Raw genomic sequence first — 15,919 nt, 5'->3', positions numbered from 1 at the left:
TGCTCAGGATCGGCCGACCACCGCGCGCGATGAGTCGTGAAAGACCCAACAGCGGACGGCGGGGGCATTTTCGTTGCGGGAGTTGACGGTCGTGACTTCGATAAATCGGCGCGCCTTCGAGGTTTTGAGCGCGCGGATCAGTTCGGCATGGGTGGGCAGGCTGAGGCGACGTTCAGCGCAGCGGGCCTCCATCTCGTTCAGACGCACCGCGATCATCCCGTCTGCGGCGCGGCGGTGATGGTTGATGCGGTTATCGGTCTGGGTGGAAAGCTCGTTTTCTTCGAAATAGTCGAAGCGTTCCCAGAACAGCGCGACGATCGGGTCTTCGCTGTTGACCGCCTGTTGACGTTCCTTCGCCATCTGCACGATCATGCGGGCGGCGTCGGCCTGCTGCGCTTCGGTAAGCGGGACTATCTCGCGGAGCGCGTCGAGGAAGGCGAGCAGCTGGCCATGCGTCTTGGCGAGGCGGTTGGTGCGGACTTCCGGCAGCGAAAGCAGTTCGGCTTCATATTGTGCGAACGCCTGACGGAAACGCGCCATGATGGCGCTTTCGCGCCGCGCGGCATGGATGATGAAACCGGATATCTTCTCGATCGGCCATTGTTCGAGGTTCTGCGCCGCGACCTTCGTCGCGGGCGACCAGTTGGACATATCGAAGCCGAGCGACATGATGCGTTCAAGAATCGCGCGGCTCGCGTTCACCGGCTCATTCTGCTCGATGACGATCGCGCCCCGGAACGGCGGTTCGAATGTCTCCATGCCGCTGTTCTTCACACCGCGCGCGCGAACCGTGCGGCCATTATAGGCCGTCTTCAGTTCCTCCCATTCGAACTTGCGGGCGTGGCTGGCTTCCTCGCGGCGGTCGCCCTCGATCAGGACGACGGGCAGATTGCCGACCTTGCCCAGGTTGCGCGCCATGGCCGCCGGGGTCGCCTTGGCGGGGTCGAAGCCTTCGTAATTTTCGCGGCCGAGCAGCTTCCACAGGAATTCGACCAGCGTGGTTTTGCCGGTGCCGGGAAGGCCGTGCATTTCGAGGAAGGGAAAGGATTTCATCTCTATGCGGACCTGTTCCGCAAAGAGGGAGCCGAAATAGAAGGTCAGGCAGACGATGCCCTTTGCACCATAGGCCGCCCACAAATCCTCAAGCCAACTGGTGTCCAGGCTGTCGGCGTCATAGTCGATGTCGAGCAGCCGTTCGGACGTGCCCAGCTTGAGCGCCTGCTTGCCGATCTGGAAGAAATCATCGTCATTGGGGCGATAGACACGCCCTTCCGCCACGGCGATATCGCCGAACACATAGGCTTTCGCATCGCGGCAATATCCGGTGAAGCCGAGCGGGCGGACGTCCGGCAAATCCGGCGTCTGCTTTTGCAGGATGCGGGTCAGCTGATGGCCGTTGCCGGTCCACACGCCACCGAAGGCGAACAGGCGATCTTCGAAATTGGAGGCTTTACGCAGCTGGGCGGCGGTAAAGTCGCCCTTGATCGACGCCTTCCTGTCGCTGGGGAAGTCGATCGCGAGGAAATATTTCGTTTCGTCGGTCGCCTCGTCCCGTTGCCGATACAGGACGCGAAAGGCGCAGTTGGCGATTTCCTCGACCATGAGGGCTTCGCGGGACGCCTCCATGCGGATGCGCTGTTCCTCGTCCCGGTCGATGTCGGCCAGCTTGCGCGTCTGCTGCTGGCGATATTCCTCGATCTTCTCCTGCACGGTGCTGGCGTCGATCGCGCACCAATAGGTGCGGGCGCGAAATACGAAATGGAAGCTGTTCCAGCGGTAACGGTCCCACAGCAGAAAGGCTTTGTCCTGCGCCGTTGGCGCCAGCAGCACGTCGCCATGCCAGAGATAATCGGCCCGGTGCTTGTCGGTCAGCCGATCGAGGCCGAGAAGATCATTCCAGTCCAGCTTGTTGCCGTCTTCATCTTCGGCCATCGGCTGCGCGGCGGATGCTTCCCATCCCTCGTCCTGCGCCAGCTTGACGAATTCGCGGGTTTTGCGGGTGCCCGCTGCACCGGCGTCAAAGGCAAAGATGATCTTGGGGAAGGTTGTCGGTTTATCAGATCCCGCGATGTGCAGGCGCAGCGCCTTCAGAAACTCGCCGGGATAATTGCTGCATGACATGGTTGACGCGGCGCGCTGGCCCGCCTGTTCCAGCGCCCAAGCATTGAAAATGCCTTCGGCGAACCAGATCGACTTAGCCGCGGCGAAATCGTCCATGGTAACGTCGGGCCGATGCCATGCCTGTCCGCGATAGCTTTTCCCCGCCGCGAAGTTCGCTTTCTTGTCGAAACGACCAGGCTGATCGATGATGCGTTCCCACCAAGACCCGCCGGGGAGCGGAAAGCGGACGGTGGCGGACCCGATCTTGCGGGCCGGGTCGAAGAAGGATTCCTGCGTATAGGCCCCGCGCATCCCCATGAGGTCGAGGCGGCGCGCCTGACTGAGATAGGCGTCGGCGGCGGCGGTCGGGTTCTTTTCCGTTTTCTCGTATCGGTTCGACCAGCTGTCGAATATTTCGGGATAGAGGTCGCGGACGGACCTCTCCCATCCGCAGCGATCGAGGCGGCCGCACTTGACCACCCATGGATTATCGGCGCGCGCGAACACTTCGTGGCGTTCGCAGTCAGGACATTTGCCGCCCTGCAGCCAATCGCCCTTCTCTCTCTTCCATTTGAAGTCGCGCTTCAGGAGTGAGAGCAATTCACGGCGTGTATCGTCGCGCATCTGCATGGGAAAACGGGGACTTTCGAGGGCAAAGAGATAGCGTTCCCGGCGGCGGGTGTGCCGGGTCGAGCGGATGCCGATCGGATCGGCGCGGCAGTTTAGCCGTCAGGCCTGCCTGTGCGGGCTGACGTGGCCGCCCTGGTCGTCATTGGCGGGAACGGGTGGAGGATCGTCGTCCGATTTCCGGCGATTCCAGCGCAGGTTCGGATTGCCGAACGGGATGATGATGTCCGGCTTCGGATTGATGCTGGGCGCGATCGTGCGAATGATCGCCAATTGCGCGATGAACACATGACAGCATTCGTCATTCGTGCAGATATGGCTCGATTCCCGCACCAGCGGCGAAATCTGGCTGCTCTTCCTGACCAGCGAAGGTTGCCCGCAATGGGGGCAGTTGATTGACGTGCCACGTTTAACGACCCCTGTTTTCGACCTTTGCATTTGCCCTCACCCGCAAGATCGGACCGGCACCATTGCCGACCGAAACGATTTGAGCCGCCGGATCAGGCGGGTGAATGAACCCATGCCCTGTTCCGTTTCCTCAATGGCTCGGTCCACGATGGCCAATGTCACGCGGTCGTGGACCAATAGGATGCTGGCGCTGACGGCCTCGCCGCTTTCGCGGGCTGCCTCTGCGATATCGTCGGTCAGTTCCGACCGGCACGGTGCGACGGGCACCAATTCAATATCGAAGCGGCGCGCGTAGCTGGTGAGGATCGGCGGATATTTGCCGCCCGCATCGACATAGGCGCGGTCGAGGGCGAAAGCCTGCTCCAGCGAGGGAGAGGCTTTCCTGTCGCCGTCGCTCCAGTGCCGGACCGCCCGTTCGCCACGGCGCGTCAGGTGGGCCGCAGCGCGCCAGCCTATGTGCGAGCCGATTTCATAGACGGCAGCGGCAAAGGATAGGGATGCGCGGACCTTGGTCATTCCATCGCCTCACGCAACGACGAAATTACAGCCTCGAAGTCGAAGGCTTCTATTTCATCATAGGCACTGGACAGGGCTTCCGCAGAGGCCTCCGCGCGATAATAGCGTTCGCTCCTCTGTAGATTTTCGGGAATGTTGTCCCGATATTCTTCCTCGTCGCTTTTTGCGCCGTCGATCATTTCCACGATCGTCCCGATCTGCATCGCGAGGTCTTCAAGAGAGGCGATGATGCCAAGAATTTCCTTGCGTCTTTCGCGGTTCATGCCGCCCGCCTTTCGCGGCGGATGCCGTCAACCAATTTGGTCGCCAGTTCCTCGACCTCGTCGCGGCTGTCGGCTGCGGTGCAGCCATAGGCCAGATGAAGCGGTCCGTAGCGGTCGGGATTGAGGACGTGGACGCGCCACGCATTGCGGCGGATTTCATGCTGGCCCGCTTCGCGCTCCGGCGTCACTGCGCCCCATACGGAATAATCGGGATCGGTGCTGATATCGACCCAATCGCCCAATTCGGCGCTGATCGCGTAGCCGTCGATATCGATATTGATCATCGGCGGGAAGACGGGCCGCTGTTCCTTCACCTTCTTGCGGGCGCGGGCGTCGGCCTGTTTCGTCGCGACATCGTGGATGCCGATGTCGAGCATGGCGATGATTTCGTCCGACTGGTCGGGAGCCAAATGGTTCAAGGCAGCGGCACCGGCCTGGACAAGCCGTTGCAATGCCCGCGCCTCCCGCAAGGTGAATGTCGCCCGCAGGGCGCTGGACATGGCCTGGACCCTCATCCCGGCAGCGCTCCAAGCGCGAGCCAGAGCAGCATGAGCGTGGAGGCGATGAAGATGACATGATGATGCCAGCGATAGGGCTGGGGAATCCGACTGTCGTTGGCGTCGACCTGTTCCAGCCATTCGCGCTGATATGGGCGCAGCTGCCGAGGGTGATGGGCGCTCTTCATGCTGCCACCTGCGCGTCGGCATAAATGCTGCGCAGGCGCTCCAGCTTGCGTTCGGTCGCTGCGATCTGACGGGGGAGCCGCAGCAAAACGACGCGCTTGCGGGCCTTGAGGCGTTCAGCCTCCGCTACCTCTGCCGATGACAGGCTGCGCGCCCGTGAGAGGTCGTCCAGTTCGGCTTCGCGCCGCGCGATGATTTCAAGAGGGCTGGCCATCTCAGGCATGGTCCTTTCGGTTCAAACTGGCCTGCGGATTGAACCGGACAGGCAGGGATGACGGGTCTAGAAAGGGCGTGGCCGGCGCATTGCACGAGCCGCCGAAACTGATCGGGGAAGGATCGGGATAGATGTCAGGACGAAGGCGGTGGCGCGACACGCCAGTGCCCGCCTCAACATTCAGGACGAAGCGGCTGGGGAGCAGCGAGCCACGGCGCACAAGCTGCGAAATATTACCCTGTGTGCAGGGACATATCTTGGCGAGCGGTCCCTGCCCTCCCGCGATACGCAAGGCTTCCGCGAACGCTTCGTGCGCTTCGATTTGCCATCCGGGGTTGTGGTTTGCGTCGAACATGAGGCCGGAATAATAGCTATCTATTATCCATGCAATAGCAATCTATATGAGGCAGCTAATATTTTTTGGCTATGTCAGTTTCAATGAACACTTTGGCATCCCGACTCCGCAAAGCGATGGCCGACCGCCAGTTAGACCAACAGGCGTTGGCTGCAGCGGTCGGTTGCACGCAAGGCGCGATCAGCCAAATCCTATTGGGGAGAACGCTTCGGTCGAGGTTTCTGCCGGATATTGCCACAGCGCTTGGCGTCGACATTGAATGGCTTCGCGGCAATCAACATGATGAGGAAGTCGCTGACGCCCCGCGCAGGACGTCCCAAACGATATCTCTTCCAGTTATCCTACCTAGTGCAGCAGATTTGGCTGAAATGTTCCAAAGCCTGCTGGCGCTGGTGCCCGCTGAAGCGACACGGGAAGAAGCCGCGCAAATTCTTGCTGAGCGGCTGCCATCTGGCTTCGCAGCGATAGGATTCGCCGCGCCCGCGTTGGACAATTCCGGCGCTCCTGTTGCTCGGAAAGTGCCGCGATCTCGTGGAAAAGCTCGTCCCGCACAGCTGCGATAGTCGCGCAGCGGATCGAGCATCGCGCACAGGCAAAGGCGCAGCCGGGCGATTTTCTGAAGTTTTGCAATATCCTAATCTCCGTTGTTCTCTATTCGTTCCGTTTGCGTTGACGCAAAATTATGAACATTACGCAAACGAATCGATGGACATTGCCGCCTCCGGTTGGGCTATTTGCGTCGTGGCCATAGAGAGGGGTGAATTATGCGTGATTTAATAGCGGGCGTCGCATTGCTGGGATCGCTCGCGGCATTTGGTGCGTCCGTAATCGCGATGTTCAAGCCCCTGCCCAGACTGGGTATGCCGACGCGCAGGAGGGCGCTGGCAGGCATCGGTGTTGCATTTGCCTTGTTTGTGATGACCGCCATCGTCATCCCCGCTCCATCACCCGATCTGGCGAACGCTTCGGCGGGAAGGCGGCCCGCACCGGAAGCGGGGACGGTCAGAGCGGCCGATCCCCAGATCGCCGAAGTGCAGGCATATCTGGCGACGCGCCATGCCAGCATCAAGGTCAATCTCGATCAGATGTGGAGTGACGGTGATCTGACCAAACATGCCGCGCTGGTTTTGAAGGCCGCCGGGCAGGCTATCAAAAATGAAGCCAGCGATTTGCCCGCGTCCATCGAAACCGTCAATTTCTGGTTTACCGCGCCGCTGATCGATGGTCATGGGAAGGAGACGCGCGGAAAGGTGCTGGAATTCCGCATGAAGACAGCGGAATTGAAATTGGTCGAGTATGGCAAGATCGCGCCGGAAGGACTGCTGGAGTTCGCCGACGATATCGAAGTGCGGGTTCCGGCTCGTGAAGGTATCAACACCTATTGCCGCCAAAACAGGCCGACGAGTCCGCTGTTCTGCACGAAGGCTGGTGGCTAGGGCGCAATCTCCATCTTCAGGGCGGTGACATATCCGCCGCCCTTGTCCAGGCTGTGCGTCACTTCGGTGATGAGCCATGTCGCCCCGTCAATCTCGTCCTTGAATCCCGCCACGGTGACGCGGGCTTCGGGATAGGCGTCGGGGCGGCCGAGCGCCAGTTTCAGGTCCAGCGTGGCTGGGGCGCGTTTCAGCCGGTCATTTTCGGCGCTGGCGGCGCGCCTGGCCGAATCCTCGTCCGCATAGATTTTCCGCAGCTTCTTCGCGCCGTCCTTCTTGCCCACGGTCGTGCTTTTTCGCTTCGCCGCGCCCTTGTCATGCCAACTGGCCGTCACGCCCTCCTGCCCGTCGCGCTTCTGCCGCTGCCATGAATGGCCGTCGCCATTCCGGCGGGTGAGCGTGAGCGAGGGCAACGCCTTGCCGCTGGCTGCCGCGCCCGCACCCTTCCGCGCGAAAATAAGGTGGCCATCCTTGACTGTCGCCACCGCGTCATTCTCGCGGCCGAGGCGGCGAAGAAAGGCAATGTCGCTTTCCCTGCTCTGGCTGATCGACGGGACGGCGACGGCGGCCAGATCGGACGCGATGCGCGGCGTCAGCCCATTGCGCCCCGCGACGTCCGACAGCACGGTTCCCAGCGTGGTTTCATGCCAGCTCTGTTCGCGCCGGTTGCGTATCTCGCTGGTGAAGTCGGCCGACCGCGCCCGAATCCTGATGACATCGGGCGGGCCGCTATGGGTGACATCGTCCACCTTGAAACTGCCCTTGTCGACCAGGCCGATGGTGACGTCCCGGCCCTGACGCCAGCCCAGCGACACGCGCAGCAGCGCACCTTCCTTCGGGATCGCCAGAAGGCCGTCGCTGTCATGCAGCGCAATATCCAGTTCGTCGGCTTCGTCGCCGCGTTTTTCCGACAGGGACAGCGAAATGAGGCGCGGGCGCAGCCGGTCGGTCAAATCCTTGCCATCCAGCGTGACGCGCCAGTCCGCGAAATTGTTGATGCCGGTCATGCGAACGCCGCGCCACCGGCGGCGGCAGGATCGTCCACGCGCAGCAGATCGATGCCGAAGTCGATCCGGCGCGCGCGCCCATCCGCCATCAGATGGGCATGGCGTTCATCGATCGCGGTGATGACGAAGTCGCCGTAGACGCGGCCCGTGCCGTCGACCAACGGCCATGCATCGCCCTGCGCGGCCATTTCCTCCAGTTCCGCCAGCGAGACGCGCCCGTCGGTGATTTCGGCATAGACCGATCCGGCAAGGCTGACGGTCTGGTCCCCCGGCCCGACATATTGCGTCGCCGCCATCGCGCCGACGCGGTCGGAACGCGCATGCTTCCAGTCCGTCTTGCGCTGCAGATCGTCATGGGCGAGCGTGCCGATCTCGAAGATGAACATGCCCAGCGCTAGAAGATACATCGTGGCCCTTCCTCAAAAATCGCCAAAGCCGCGACCGCGCTTGCGCCGCTCGATATCCTCGATCGCCTTGCGAACCTGTTCGGCTATATCCTCGCCGTCGCCCGCCCCCTTCACGGTGATGCTGATCGCATAGGTCACTGGCGCGGGCGCAGCTGCTCCCACCGCGCCCGCCTGTCCCTGCGCCGCCGCAGGCGCGGCGGCGGCCATGGCCGCGCCGCCAGCGCCCACCGCAAGCGCGCGGGTCATCTGGCCCGACAGATCGGTGATGCGCGACAATGGACCGGACGTGTTCGCGGCAAGCCCTTGATCCAGTCCCTCCATGACGAAGCCGCCCAGCCCCATGAATACGCGGGAGGGCGATTTGATGCCCAGCTTCGACTTGAACCAGTTGGCGACGGAACTGGCGGCGTTGACGATGGTGTTTTTCAGCGCCCCCAGCATCCCGGTGATACCATTGATGAGGCCCTGAATGAGATTGCGGCCGATCTCTCCGAAGTTGAGCGAGCGAAGCCAGTTGATCGCAGGCATGAAGGCGCGGATCAGCAGCCCCAGTGGCGTGAAGTTCAGGAAAGCGTTGACGATGAAATCGAACGCGCTGCTGACAACCGATTTGATACCGGACCAAAGATTGCCGAACCACGCCGATATCGCGCCCCAATTGTCATAGATCATATAGGCGGCGGCCGCCACGGCGGCGATGGCCGCGACGATCAGCAGCAATGGACCAAGCGCAATGCCCAGCGGCGCGGCGGCGGCCGTCAATGCGGCAAAGGCCAGCGCCATGCCGCCGAGCAAAATCAACAGCGCCGATCCAGCGCCGACGAAGATCATGATCGCCTTGGCGATGCCGGGATGTTCCTGCGCCCATTTACGCAGGCCGCTGGCGGCGGTGCGGACCTCCTCGGACACCTTGACCACGGTGGGCAACAGCGCATTGCCCATGGTGATGTTGAGGCCCGATAGCGCATTGGTGGCAAGGCCCGTCGCCCCCTCTGTCGTGGCGATGCGATTGAGGAATTCGCCGTGCATGGACCCGGCGACCGCGCTTTCATTGCCGACCAGGGAAAGGCGCTGCTTCAACCCGTCGAGATTGGTCAGCATCGGTGAGATCGCCGCCACGCTTTCCGATCCGAACAATTTGGTCATCAGCCCCGCCTGCTTGTCGGGATCGAGTTTCCCGATCCGCTCCATGACATCGACGATCGTGCCCGCGGCATCCTTCTGCATCCGCTTGGCGACGTCCGTCGCTTCCAGTCCCAGCGCCTGAAACGATGCCTGCTGCGCCTTCGTCGCCGCGCTGCCCTTGGTGAGCGCCAGCATGGTGTTCTTGATGCCGGTGGCGGCGATCTCGCTGGGCACGCCGATGGAATCGAGCGTGGACCCCAGCGCCGCGATCTGGGGCGCGGCAAGGCCCGCGACCTTGCCCAGCGGGCCGATGCGCGTGATGATGTCGGTCACATTGGCCGCCTTGCCGCCGAAGGTGTTGGTCAGCGCATTGACGCGGTCGCCCAGCGCGCGGACGCCCGCCTGCGGCAGTTCGAAGGCCGTGCGCCATTTGGCCATGGTTTCGCCCGCAATGTCCGCCGTCATGTCGAAGGCCACGCCCATCTCGGCGGCGTCATTGGTGAATTCCAGCAGCTGCCGCCGCTGGTCGCGCATCGGTTTGCCGAACTTGTCCATGCCGACGCCTGCGGCACCGGCGGCGGCCGCGATGGTCGCCAGTTCGTTGGCGGCCATCGGGATTTTCTCGCTCATGTCGATGAAGTCATTCGACATCTGCGCGATCTGCGCCGGGACCATGTTGGTCACTTTCGACACGTCGGCCATGGCGCTTTCCAGCGTCATCGCCTGCTTGGTCGCCATGACGACAGGCACACCGGCAGCGGTGCCCGCCCCGATCATGCCGAGGCCGACGCCGGTCGCCTTCGCGCTGATGTCGCTCATCTTCTGCGAATTGGCTTTGGCCTTGCCCATTTTATCCAGCTGGGCCGTCTGCTTTTTCAGCGCCTGGTTGGCTTCATGGGTCTGGGACGCCAACCGATCCTCATGCCGCGCCAGATCCGCGACGTCGATTCCCGCCGCGCCCAGCTTTGCCGACAGCTGCTGCAATTCCGCGCCGCCGGCATCGAGGCGGGCGGATAGCTGCGCCGTCTCCTTCTGGGCGCGCTCAAATTCCGACCGCAGCTTTTTCGTCGGTTTTTCGGTCGCTTCCAGTTCGTTGCGAAGCGCGGCGAGCTTCTGCCGGTTTTCCTCCATCTTCGCCGTATCAGCGGCATAGCGGCTTTCCGTCGCCTTATATTTGCTGACCTGCTGCTGAAGCGCATCCAGCGCCTTCAACTGCTTTTGCGTTTCGGCCAGATCACGGCGCGCGGCCGATGACGCATTGGTGATGGACTTGAGGGGCGCTGTCACGCGGTCAAGCCCCTCAAGGATCAATTGCAGGCGAAGATTGCGGTCAGCCATCAGCGTTTTTTCTTGGGCGGGTCAGGCGGGCGGGATCGTCGGGCGGCCTGTTCGCGCCAGCCCATCAGTTCGGACAACGACATGGCGTCCATGGCGGCGGGCGGCCAATGGAAGATGACCGCCACGTCCGCCATCGCGTCTTCTACGAATCGAGGACAACCGCACGCTGCGACTTCTGCAACAAAAAACCGCCGATCGCCGCGCCACAGGCGAGCAGGTCGGCAGGGTCCAGATTGGCCGCCTCCGCTTCGTTGATGGTGGGGATGGAAATGCGGGGAATGATCTTGATCAGCGCATCCACCTTCAGCTGCCCCAGATCGACCAGCGACAGGCCGCGCAGTTCGCCCGCGCCGGGTTTACGCATCTGGACGAAAGCAATGCGCGTTTCCCCGCGCTGCACGGGCGTGTCGAGGTCGATGACTTCGGAAAGAATAGGCTGGTCAGTCATGGGCGGTTTCCCCGTTCAAATATGGAAAATGGGCCGCCCGCCGGAAAAGCGGGCGGCATTGGATCAGAACATGCCGAGCGCGGCGCGCTGGGCGGCGAGGCGGTCGACGCCGTCGACGATCTCGATCATGTTGAGCCGGTCGATTTCGATCAGCGTTTCGCCGTTCCAGTCCAGCTTGTAATAAGAGAGGACGGACGTGACCTTGAATTCGCCCGGTTCCCCGCGCTCCTGGTCGCCCATGTCGATTTCCTTGTGCAGGCCGCGCACGATGACCTCCACATTATCGACGCTATCGCTGTCAGGCTGCTGATAGGCGCCGGAAAAACGCAGATAGACGCCGTTGATCCTGGTGATGCCATATTGGCTGAAAATCTGGCGCATCGGGCCGCCATAGGTGTGGGTCAACTCCATGAGGCCGTCCGGCCCCATGTCCATCGGCAGCGCGCCGCCCAGGCCTCCGCCGCCCCATTCCTCGATCTTGCGGGACAGGACCGGCAGCGTGATGGTCTTGGCCTCGCCGACATTGGCGAGGCCTTCGTTGAAAAGCAGCATGTTCATCAGGACGCGGGGCATGCCCATGGCGGTTCTCCTTTACGGAAAGAGGGTGAAAGGAAGCGATCAGGCGGCGGCCAGCTGCTTGGCGAAATCCGCGAAATAATGATCCGTGATGCGCTGGTAGAAGCCGAGGTCTTCGAGCGGCGGCGGCACCGTGAAATCATAATCGATACGCAGCTTTCCGGCCTGAAGGCTCGCGATGCTGTTGTTCGCCGCATCATACCAGGCGTTCGCGCCCAGGATGACGCCCGCCGACTTCAGTTCGCGGAAGAAGCCGTTGATCGTTTCCACGATGTCCTTGGCGAGGCCGGGGGTGAGCGGCTTGTCGATCGCCCACATCATGCCGCCCGCCACGGTGTCGGCGATCAGCTGGGCCACGCGCACCGTGCTTTCGAAGGCGAACAGCGGCTCGTCCGACGCGGTGCGGTTGCCCCAGAAACGGAACCCATTGTCCGACCTGATCAGCGCCGTCACTTCCGATGCATTCAGCAGCCCCGCCTCGGTCGCCTGATCCTCGATATCCCAATGGATATCCTTCGTCAGACCCACGACGCCTTCGACCGCCATGTTCGACAGCGTCTTGTGCGGCCCCACCGTTTCATCGATCTGGGCGCGCAGGCCCATGGCGCGCGCGGCGGCAAAGCTGGTGACGGCCGCGTCTTCCTCCGTATCCCATGCGAGGAAATCGGGCATGAGCAGCATCAGTTCGCGTGCCGCGAAATTGGCGCGATAGGCGGTGGCGGCCGCCACCGTGTCGCCGATGGCGCGGGCATAGACGAAACCGCGCAGCTTCTTCGCCACCACCGCCAGCGCCGTGGTGACGGCCTGCGTTTCAAGGCCGGGGGTTCCGAGGATCTTCGGCTGCACACCCAGCTGCGCCTTGGCCGCCAGCAGCGCCTGCATCCCGGTCTTCATGCCTTCCGGCGTCGTGGTGCCGATGACATTGCTGGCGGTTTCCGCCGCGTCCTCGCCTTCCGCCACGCGCACCACCACGATGATCGGCCGCGCCTGATCGGCGATGGCGCGCAGCGATTTGGCCAGCGTGCCGTCCACGCCCGCCTTGCCGATTGCAGCCTCGACATCCGTGACCAGCGCGGGCCGGTTGAGAGGAAAGGTCGCGGCGTCCGCATCTTCGGCGATGGCGACCAGGCCGATGATGGCGGTCGATACGGCGGCGAGCGATCGCGCGCCGCTGGTGACTTCGGTGATGGTGATGCCATGCTTGAACGCCATGACGGGACTCCTTGACTAAAGGGACAGGGGCTAACGGGACAGGGGCAGGTCGAAACGAAAGGATTGGGGTGCGGGCAAGTCGGTGCGGTCGCCCTCGACCGTCAGGACGCCCGCGCCCTGCGCCACCGCGTCGGCCATCGACACGCGGCGCAGGCGGACGCGATCTTCCCAGCGCGAAATCGCCAGCGCGGTGGCGGCATAAAGGCGCAGGATATTGGCGGGAATCAACGGGCGATCGATCAGTTCGGGCAGCAGCGATCCATAGTTGCGCCGCGCGAGGCGCGAACCGACCGCCGTCGATAATATGTCGTGGATCGACTGGCGGATATCCTCCAGCCCGTCGATGACCTCGCCGGTGCGGCGGTTCATTCCGGCCATGAAATGGGTGCCCCGTGGCCGTGATGCTTCAGGCTGATATTTTCCGCCCAGACATCGTCATCCGACTTGATCAGGCCGGTGGCGCGAATCGTGCCATCCACCGTCACATCGCCCTTGATGCTGACGCCGCCGTCCGCCTCGACATCGATCGTGCCGCCCGACGGCAACTTCGCTGTCAGCGCGTGCGCCGCCATGTCATAGGCAAGGAAGGCGTCGTCATCGAACGCGATCCGCACTTCATCCGGGCTGGACGATGGCGGCGGATTGTCGTCGGAATAGAGGCCGGGAAGGATGATCCCCGCTTCCGTATCGCCTTCGGGGCAGATCAGCAGAACCTGTTCGCCGACGCTGGGCGGCGACCAGATTGACATGCGGCCAGCGCGCATCGCCATCCATGGCAGGGGTCCGGTGACGATATCGCCGGTTTCCACGGTGCAGGTGCGCGCGGCATGATCGACCGATGCGACGGTGCCGATGCGGGCAATATCGCCCAGCTGCTGTTCGATGTCCGACATGGGCCGGACCATGCAACCGGATCAGGACGCAGGCGCGGCCTGCCTTGTGTAGAGCGCCGCCTTACACAAGCAGCCCTTCCCAATCGACCGCCGCCGCCGCGTCCATCGCCGCGAAGGTCGATGCGGCCTGAATCGCGCGCTTGGCCGCCATGCGCGCGCCCTCGATCCGGGCCGCCAACGCCGTCCATTGCGCGGTCGTCGCGGTGATGATGGCCGCGACTTCTCCGATCGTCATGGCGCAGGCCGCAGCTTCGGCCGACAGGAAGGGGAAGTCCTGCGGCTGTGGATCGGCGGCGGCGGTCCAGGCGGCCGCTTCCGTCGCCTTCGCGTCATAGGTCTGCGCCTGTCCGGGCGTTTCGGTGATGAAATGCAGCCGGAACGCGCCCGCTTCGCTGTCCACCTGCGCCAGCAACGCGGCCTGATGCGCCGCCAGTTCCTCCGCCGACCGCGCCACGACCTGCCATGTCTGGACCCATCTGCCGCCCGACAGCACAGGCTGCGATTCCTCGACCCGATGTTCCGCGTCGCAGGCGGGCGGCGCGCCTGGCTCGACCGCCGCCGCGCCGAAATCGGCAAGGTCGATGCCATCCAGTTCGGCGGGAAAGCTGGTGTCGGGATGGTCCGCACGCAACTGCCAGGACGAATAGGGATAGGCGGCGACCGCACCGCCGGTGATTTTCGCAAGGATCATTTCACTTCGCCTCTATGCCGACAAGGGCGCCAATGTTCACATTCTGAGAAGACATGCCGGGTGTTCGGGAGCCGGTCGGTCCAGCCGATAACTCGGCATAAAAATTCGCTATGCTCGGCGCTGGACTTGACGATGCATAGCGAATGCTCATCGAGCCTTCGGGCGTAAATGTTGGACTGGCGTAGGCGGCAACAAAGTGAAGGAGGAATCCATCACTTCCCATCGTGATTCCAGACGCGACGACAGGAGTTGATGCACGGGCAAATGCGCCATAAGCGCCAATCTTCGCATTGCGCCAACATTGGCTAAAAGTATTCGCATAAGCCGAGACGCTGAAAGGCACACTCATATATCCGTTGGAATCTCCAGCCTGGCGCTCCCTGTAAAAAACACAGCCGCATGGTCCGCTGCCACTCCATGCGGTCAAGACAGTCCATCCCGCCGGCGGAGTCATGGAAATACTGCTGCCAGTCGCCGCGACAAACACCAGAATAAGATCGCCGACCTGCGCGCCGGGGGGGATCGCGAAGGTTGCTGAGCTAGATAACATCGATCCGTTTATGACGCTGAATGAATTGATATATTCAGCCTTTCCCTTCGCGGCCGCCGCCATCATCAATCTGCGCGTGATTTCATCCATGGCCGCGCCTCACGAACTATAATTGGCCAGCGCCGCGCCACGCCATGTCGCGCCGCCGTCATCCGTGTGGAAGATGAACAGATGCACCTTGCCGGTGGTCAGGCTGGGGGCAGCGCCGTTCGGCCACTGGACGCCGGAAAACCATGTCACGGTGCCGGATGTGTGAGTCAGTTCCAGCGTGAAGCCATAGGAGCGCGAGGCCGGGACATTTGAAACGGTGAAGGTCGAATTGCCCGCGATCGTCTTGGTGAAATAATTGCCCGCCGCGCAATCGATATTCAGCGCGGCCATGGCCGTGACGTTCGCGCGCTGCGACCCGTTGGCATAGATCGCGCCGCTCAGGGTCGGGCTGGCGGCGGCCGCCTTGCCCGAAAGATCATCGGTCAGGCTGCCTATGGCGTTCGTGATGGCAAGGATTTCGGCGCTCAGCCCGTCAATGTCCGCGATGCCATGGTCATGGGCGATGGCGGCAAAACGTCCGTCCGCCTGCGCCCTCGACCATACTTGCGCCAATAGGGCGGCGGCGAGCGCATCGCCGAAACCGGCGTCGACCCACTCCGTCTGAATGGCTTCCAGTTCCTGCCGGATGGTGTTGACCTGCTGATAGGCCGGAATCAACACTTCGGCCATGCGGTCGAGCATCAGGCGGCGCAGCTCTTCGACGGCGGCGGAAAATTCCGGCTGGCTCGATTCCAGCGCGCGAAGGCGGGCGATGATATAATCCATCGCCCGGTTCATGCGGTCGGGCGTTGCCGATCGATCCTTGTCGAAGTCGAGTTCAGACGGCAGGCTGGACATTGTCGGCCGCCCCCGCTTCTTCCAGCCGCTGCAACAGCAGCGCGTCGACAGTGATCCGCGCGCCGCGCCGGAACTGCGGTCCCAGCAGCCCCGGCGGCACGGCCGACAATGTCACCTCAAAGCGGCCCTGTTCACCCTGCGGCGCGGTCCTGCGCGCCCTGCTTGTCCTGTTCGTCATGGTGATT

General features: G+C 62.8%; 23 protein-coding genes. 2 read left to right on the top strand and 21 right to left on the bottom strand.

Annotated elements, in window-relative coordinates; genetic code table 11:
* Positions 1–3 precede the first annotated feature (3 nt).
* The 8 genes from IQ35_RS10700 to IQ35_RS21900 form a co-directional block, all read right to left on the bottom strand.
* A complete protein-coding gene (locus IQ35_RS10700) occupies positions 4–2,724 on the bottom strand; it encodes a toprim domain-containing protein (RefSeq protein WP_158636655.1) in 2,721 nt (906 codons plus the stop codon).
* Positions 2,725–2,829: 105 nt separating this feature from the next.
* Positions 2,830–3,165: an Ogr/Delta-like zinc finger protein gene (locus IQ35_RS21730; protein ID WP_145073403.1), complete on the bottom strand. Its 336-nt coding sequence runs from the start codon at positions 3,163–3,165 to the stop codon at positions 2,830–2,832.
* 6 nt (positions 3,166–3,171) lie between these two features.
* The gene (locus IQ35_RS10690) at positions 3,172–3,651 is read right to left on the bottom strand and encodes a hypothetical protein (protein WP_145073400.1); all 480 of its coding nucleotides are present in this window, start codon (positions 3,649–3,651) and stop codon (positions 3,172–3,174) included.
* Positions 3,648–3,914: a hypothetical protein gene (locus IQ35_RS10685; protein ID WP_145073398.1), complete on the bottom strand. Its 267-nt coding sequence runs from the start codon at positions 3,912–3,914 to the stop codon at positions 3,648–3,650. The genes IQ35_RS10690 and IQ35_RS10685 overlap by 4 nt, the downstream gene beginning before the upstream one ends.
* Positions 3,911–4,414: a hypothetical protein gene (locus tag IQ35_RS10680; protein WP_145073395.1), complete on the bottom strand. Its 504-nt coding sequence runs from the start codon at positions 4,412–4,414 to the stop codon at positions 3,911–3,913. Before IQ35_RS10680 ends, IQ35_RS10685 begins: the two co-directional genes overlap by 4 nt.
* An 11-nt stretch (positions 4,415–4,425) precedes the next feature.
* Positions 4,426–4,599 (bottom strand): hypothetical protein, encoded by a 174-nt coding sequence (locus IQ35_RS21065; protein WP_158636653.1) that lies wholly within the window; start codon positions 4,597–4,599, stop codon positions 4,426–4,428.
* Positions 4,596–4,811, bottom strand: a complete 216-nt coding sequence (locus IQ35_RS10675) for a hypothetical protein (RefSeq protein ID WP_145073392.1) — start codon at positions 4,809–4,811, stop codon at positions 4,596–4,598. The genes IQ35_RS21065 and IQ35_RS10675 overlap by 4 nt, the downstream gene beginning before the upstream one ends.
* Before the next feature lies 1 nt (position 4,812).
* Positions 4,813–5,166: a transcriptional regulator gene (locus IQ35_RS21900; protein WP_145073389.1), complete on the bottom strand. Its 354-nt coding sequence runs from the start codon at positions 5,164–5,166 to the stop codon at positions 4,813–4,815.
* Between the two features lie 71 nt (positions 5,167–5,237).
* Between IQ35_RS21900 and IQ35_RS10665 the strand changes: the two genes are divergently transcribed.
* Together IQ35_RS10665 and IQ35_RS10660 are read left to right on the top strand one after the other, a co-directional pair.
* Positions 5,238–5,729, top strand: a complete 492-nt coding sequence (locus IQ35_RS10665; RefSeq protein WP_338420272.1) for a helix-turn-helix domain-containing protein — start codon at positions 5,238–5,240, stop codon at positions 5,727–5,729.
* A gap of 201 nt (positions 5,730–5,930) precedes the next feature.
* Positions 5,931–6,602 carry a hypothetical protein gene (locus IQ35_RS10660; protein ID WP_145073383.1) on the top strand — a complete coding sequence of 224 codons (672 nt, stop codon included), beginning with the start codon at positions 5,931–5,933 and terminating at the stop codon, positions 6,600–6,602.
* Here the strand turns inward: IQ35_RS10660 and IQ35_RS10655 are convergent.
* The 13 genes from IQ35_RS10655 to IQ35_RS10595 form a co-directional block, all read right to left on the bottom strand.
* The gene (locus tag IQ35_RS10655) at positions 6,599–7,606 is read right to left on the bottom strand and encodes a contractile injection system protein, VgrG/Pvc8 family (protein WP_145073380.1); all 1,008 of its coding nucleotides are present in this window, start codon (positions 7,604–7,606) and stop codon (positions 6,599–6,601) included. The two genes, IQ35_RS10660 and IQ35_RS10655, sit on opposite strands and share 4 nt — an antisense overlap.
* Entirely contained in the window at positions 7,603–8,013 is a 411-nt protein-coding gene (locus IQ35_RS10650) for a phage tail protein (protein ID WP_145073376.1), read from the bottom strand. Before IQ35_RS10650 ends, IQ35_RS10655 begins: the two co-directional genes overlap by 4 nt.
* Before the next feature lie 12 nt (positions 8,014–8,025).
* Entirely contained in the window at positions 8,026–10,476 is a 2,451-nt protein-coding gene (locus IQ35_RS10645; protein ID WP_145073374.1) for a phage tail tape measure protein, read from the bottom strand.
* The gene (locus IQ35_RS10640; RefSeq protein ID WP_145073370.1) at positions 10,476–10,610 is read right to left on the bottom strand and encodes a GpE family phage tail protein; all 135 of its coding nucleotides are present in this window, start codon (positions 10,608–10,610) and stop codon (positions 10,476–10,478) included. The genes IQ35_RS10645 and IQ35_RS10640 overlap by 1 nt, the downstream gene beginning before the upstream one ends.
* Before the next feature lie 8 nt (positions 10,611–10,618).
* A complete protein-coding gene (locus tag IQ35_RS10635; RefSeq protein ID WP_145073367.1) occupies positions 10,619–10,924 on the bottom strand; it encodes a phage tail assembly protein in 306 nt (101 codons plus the stop codon).
* A 63-nt stretch (positions 10,925–10,987) separates the two neighbouring features.
* Positions 10,988–11,503: a phage major tail tube protein gene (locus tag IQ35_RS10630; RefSeq protein WP_145073364.1), complete on the bottom strand. Its 516-nt coding sequence runs from the start codon at positions 11,501–11,503 to the stop codon at positions 10,988–10,990.
* Between the two features lie 39 nt (positions 11,504–11,542).
* Complete coding sequence (locus IQ35_RS10625; RefSeq protein WP_145073361.1) at positions 11,543–12,712, bottom strand: phage tail sheath subtilisin-like domain-containing protein; 1,170 nt, start codon at positions 12,710–12,712, stop codon at positions 11,543–11,545.
* A gap of 30 nt (positions 12,713–12,742) precedes the next feature.
* On the bottom strand, positions 12,743–13,090 hold the full coding sequence (locus IQ35_RS10620; protein ID WP_145073358.1) for a GPW/gp25 family protein: 348 nt from the start codon (positions 13,088–13,090) through the stop codon (positions 12,743–12,745).
* Entirely contained in the window at positions 13,078–13,605 is a 528-nt protein-coding gene (locus IQ35_RS10615; RefSeq protein ID WP_242003324.1) for a phage baseplate assembly protein V, read from the bottom strand. The genes IQ35_RS10620 and IQ35_RS10615 overlap by 13 nt, the downstream gene beginning before the upstream one ends.
* Before the next feature lie 61 nt (positions 13,606–13,666).
* Positions 13,667–14,296: a hypothetical protein gene (locus IQ35_RS10610; RefSeq protein ID WP_145073352.1), complete on the bottom strand. Its 630-nt coding sequence runs from the start codon at positions 14,294–14,296 to the stop codon at positions 13,667–13,669.
* 1 nt (position 14,297) lies between these two features.
* A complete protein-coding gene (locus IQ35_RS10605; RefSeq protein ID WP_145073349.1) occupies positions 14,298–14,936 on the bottom strand; it encodes a hypothetical protein in 639 nt (212 codons plus the stop codon).
* A gap of 9 nt (positions 14,937–14,945) precedes the next feature.
* A complete protein-coding gene (locus tag IQ35_RS10600) occupies positions 14,946–15,734 on the bottom strand; it encodes a hypothetical protein (protein WP_145073346.1) in 789 nt (262 codons plus the stop codon).
* On the bottom strand, positions 15,715–15,912 hold the full coding sequence (locus IQ35_RS10595; protein WP_145073343.1) for a hypothetical protein: 198 nt from the start codon (positions 15,910–15,912) through the stop codon (positions 15,715–15,717). The genes IQ35_RS10600 and IQ35_RS10595 overlap by 20 nt, the downstream gene beginning before the upstream one ends.
* Between the last annotated feature and the right edge of the window lie 7 nt (positions 15,913–15,919).

It is taken from the genome of Sphingobium wenxiniae (genome assembly GCF_007830065.1).
Taxonomy (GTDB): domain Bacteria; phylum Pseudomonadota; class Alphaproteobacteria; order Sphingomonadales; family Sphingomonadaceae; genus Sphingobium; species Sphingobium wenxiniae.
The sequence above is the reverse complement of the archived record's forward strand: the minus strand, read 5'-3'. Positions and strand labels throughout refer to the sequence as shown.

Excerpts from the sequence above, each read along its gene's own strand:
- IQ35_RS10700 (WP_158636655.1), bottom strand. The coding sequence starts at position 2,724 with ATGCGCGACGATACACGCCGTGAATTGCTCTCACTCCTGAAGCGCGAC.
- IQ35_RS21730 (WP_145073403.1), bottom strand. The coding sequence starts at position 3,165 with ATGCAAAGGTCGAAAACAGGGGTCGTTAAACGTGGCACGTCAATCAAC.
- IQ35_RS10690 (WP_145073400.1), bottom strand. The coding sequence starts at position 3,651 with ATGACCAAGGTCCGCGCATCCCTATCCTTTGCCGCTGCCGTCTATGAA.
- IQ35_RS10685 (WP_145073398.1), bottom strand. The coding sequence starts at position 3,914 with ATGAACCGCGAAAGACGCAAGGAAATTCTTGGCATCATCGCCTCTCTT.
- IQ35_RS10680 (WP_145073395.1), bottom strand. The coding sequence starts at position 4,414 with ATGTCCAGCGCCCTGCGGGCGACATTCACCTTGCGGGAGGCGCGGGCA.
- IQ35_RS21065 (WP_158636653.1), bottom strand. The coding sequence starts at position 4,599 with ATGAAGAGCGCCCATCACCCTCGGCAGCTGCGCCCATATCAGCGCGAA.
- IQ35_RS10675 (WP_145073392.1), bottom strand. The coding sequence starts at position 4,811 with ATGGCCAGCCCTCTTGAAATCATCGCGCGGCGCGAAGCCGAACTGGAC.
- IQ35_RS21900 (WP_145073389.1), bottom strand. The coding sequence starts at position 5,166 with ATGTTCGACGCAAACCACAACCCCGGATGGCAAATCGAAGCGCACGAA.
- IQ35_RS10665 (WP_338420272.1), top strand. The coding sequence starts at position 5,238 with ATGTCAGTTTCAATGAACACTTTGGCATCCCGACTCCGCAAAGCGATG.
- IQ35_RS10660 (WP_145073383.1), top strand. The coding sequence starts at position 5,931 with ATGCGTGATTTAATAGCGGGCGTCGCATTGCTGGGATCGCTCGCGGCA.
- IQ35_RS10655 (WP_145073380.1), bottom strand. The coding sequence starts at position 7,606 with ATGACCGGCATCAACAATTTCGCGGACTGGCGCGTCACGCTGGATGGC.
- IQ35_RS10650 (WP_145073376.1), bottom strand. The coding sequence starts at position 8,013 with ATGTATCTTCTAGCGCTGGGCATGTTCATCTTCGAGATCGGCACGCTC.
- IQ35_RS10645 (WP_145073374.1), bottom strand. The coding sequence starts at position 10,476 with ATGGCTGACCGCAATCTTCGCCTGCAATTGATCCTTGAGGGGCTTGAC.
- IQ35_RS10640 (WP_145073370.1), bottom strand. The coding sequence starts at position 10,610 with ATGGCGGACGTGGCGGTCATCTTCCATTGGCCGCCCGCCGCCATGGAC.
- IQ35_RS10635 (WP_145073367.1), bottom strand. The coding sequence starts at position 10,924 with ATGACTGACCAGCCTATTCTTTCCGAAGTCATCGACCTCGACACGCCC.
- IQ35_RS10630 (WP_145073364.1), bottom strand. The coding sequence starts at position 11,503 with ATGGGCATGCCCCGCGTCCTGATGAACATGCTGCTTTTCAACGAAGGC.
- IQ35_RS10625 (WP_145073361.1), bottom strand. The coding sequence starts at position 12,712 with ATGGCGTTCAAGCATGGCATCACCATCACCGAAGTCACCAGCGGCGCG.
- IQ35_RS10620 (WP_145073358.1), bottom strand. The coding sequence starts at position 13,090 with ATGGCCGGAATGAACCGCCGCACCGGCGAGGTCATCGACGGGCTGGAG.
- IQ35_RS10615 (WP_242003324.1), bottom strand. The coding sequence starts at position 13,605 with ATGTCGGACATCGAACAGCAGCTGGGCGATATTGCCCGCATCGGCACC.
- IQ35_RS10610 (WP_145073352.1), bottom strand. The coding sequence starts at position 14,296 with ATGATCCTTGCGAAAATCACCGGCGGTGCGGTCGCCGCCTATCCCTAT.
- IQ35_RS10605 (WP_145073349.1), bottom strand. The coding sequence starts at position 14,936 with ATGGATGAAATCACGCGCAGATTGATGATGGCGGCGGCCGCGAAGGGA.
- IQ35_RS10600 (WP_145073346.1), bottom strand. The coding sequence starts at position 15,734 with ATGTCCAGCCTGCCGTCTGAACTCGACTTCGACAAGGATCGATCGGCA.
- IQ35_RS10595 (WP_145073343.1), bottom strand. The coding sequence starts at position 15,912 with ATGACGAACAGGACAAGCAGGGCGCGCAGGACCGCGCCGCAGGGTGAA.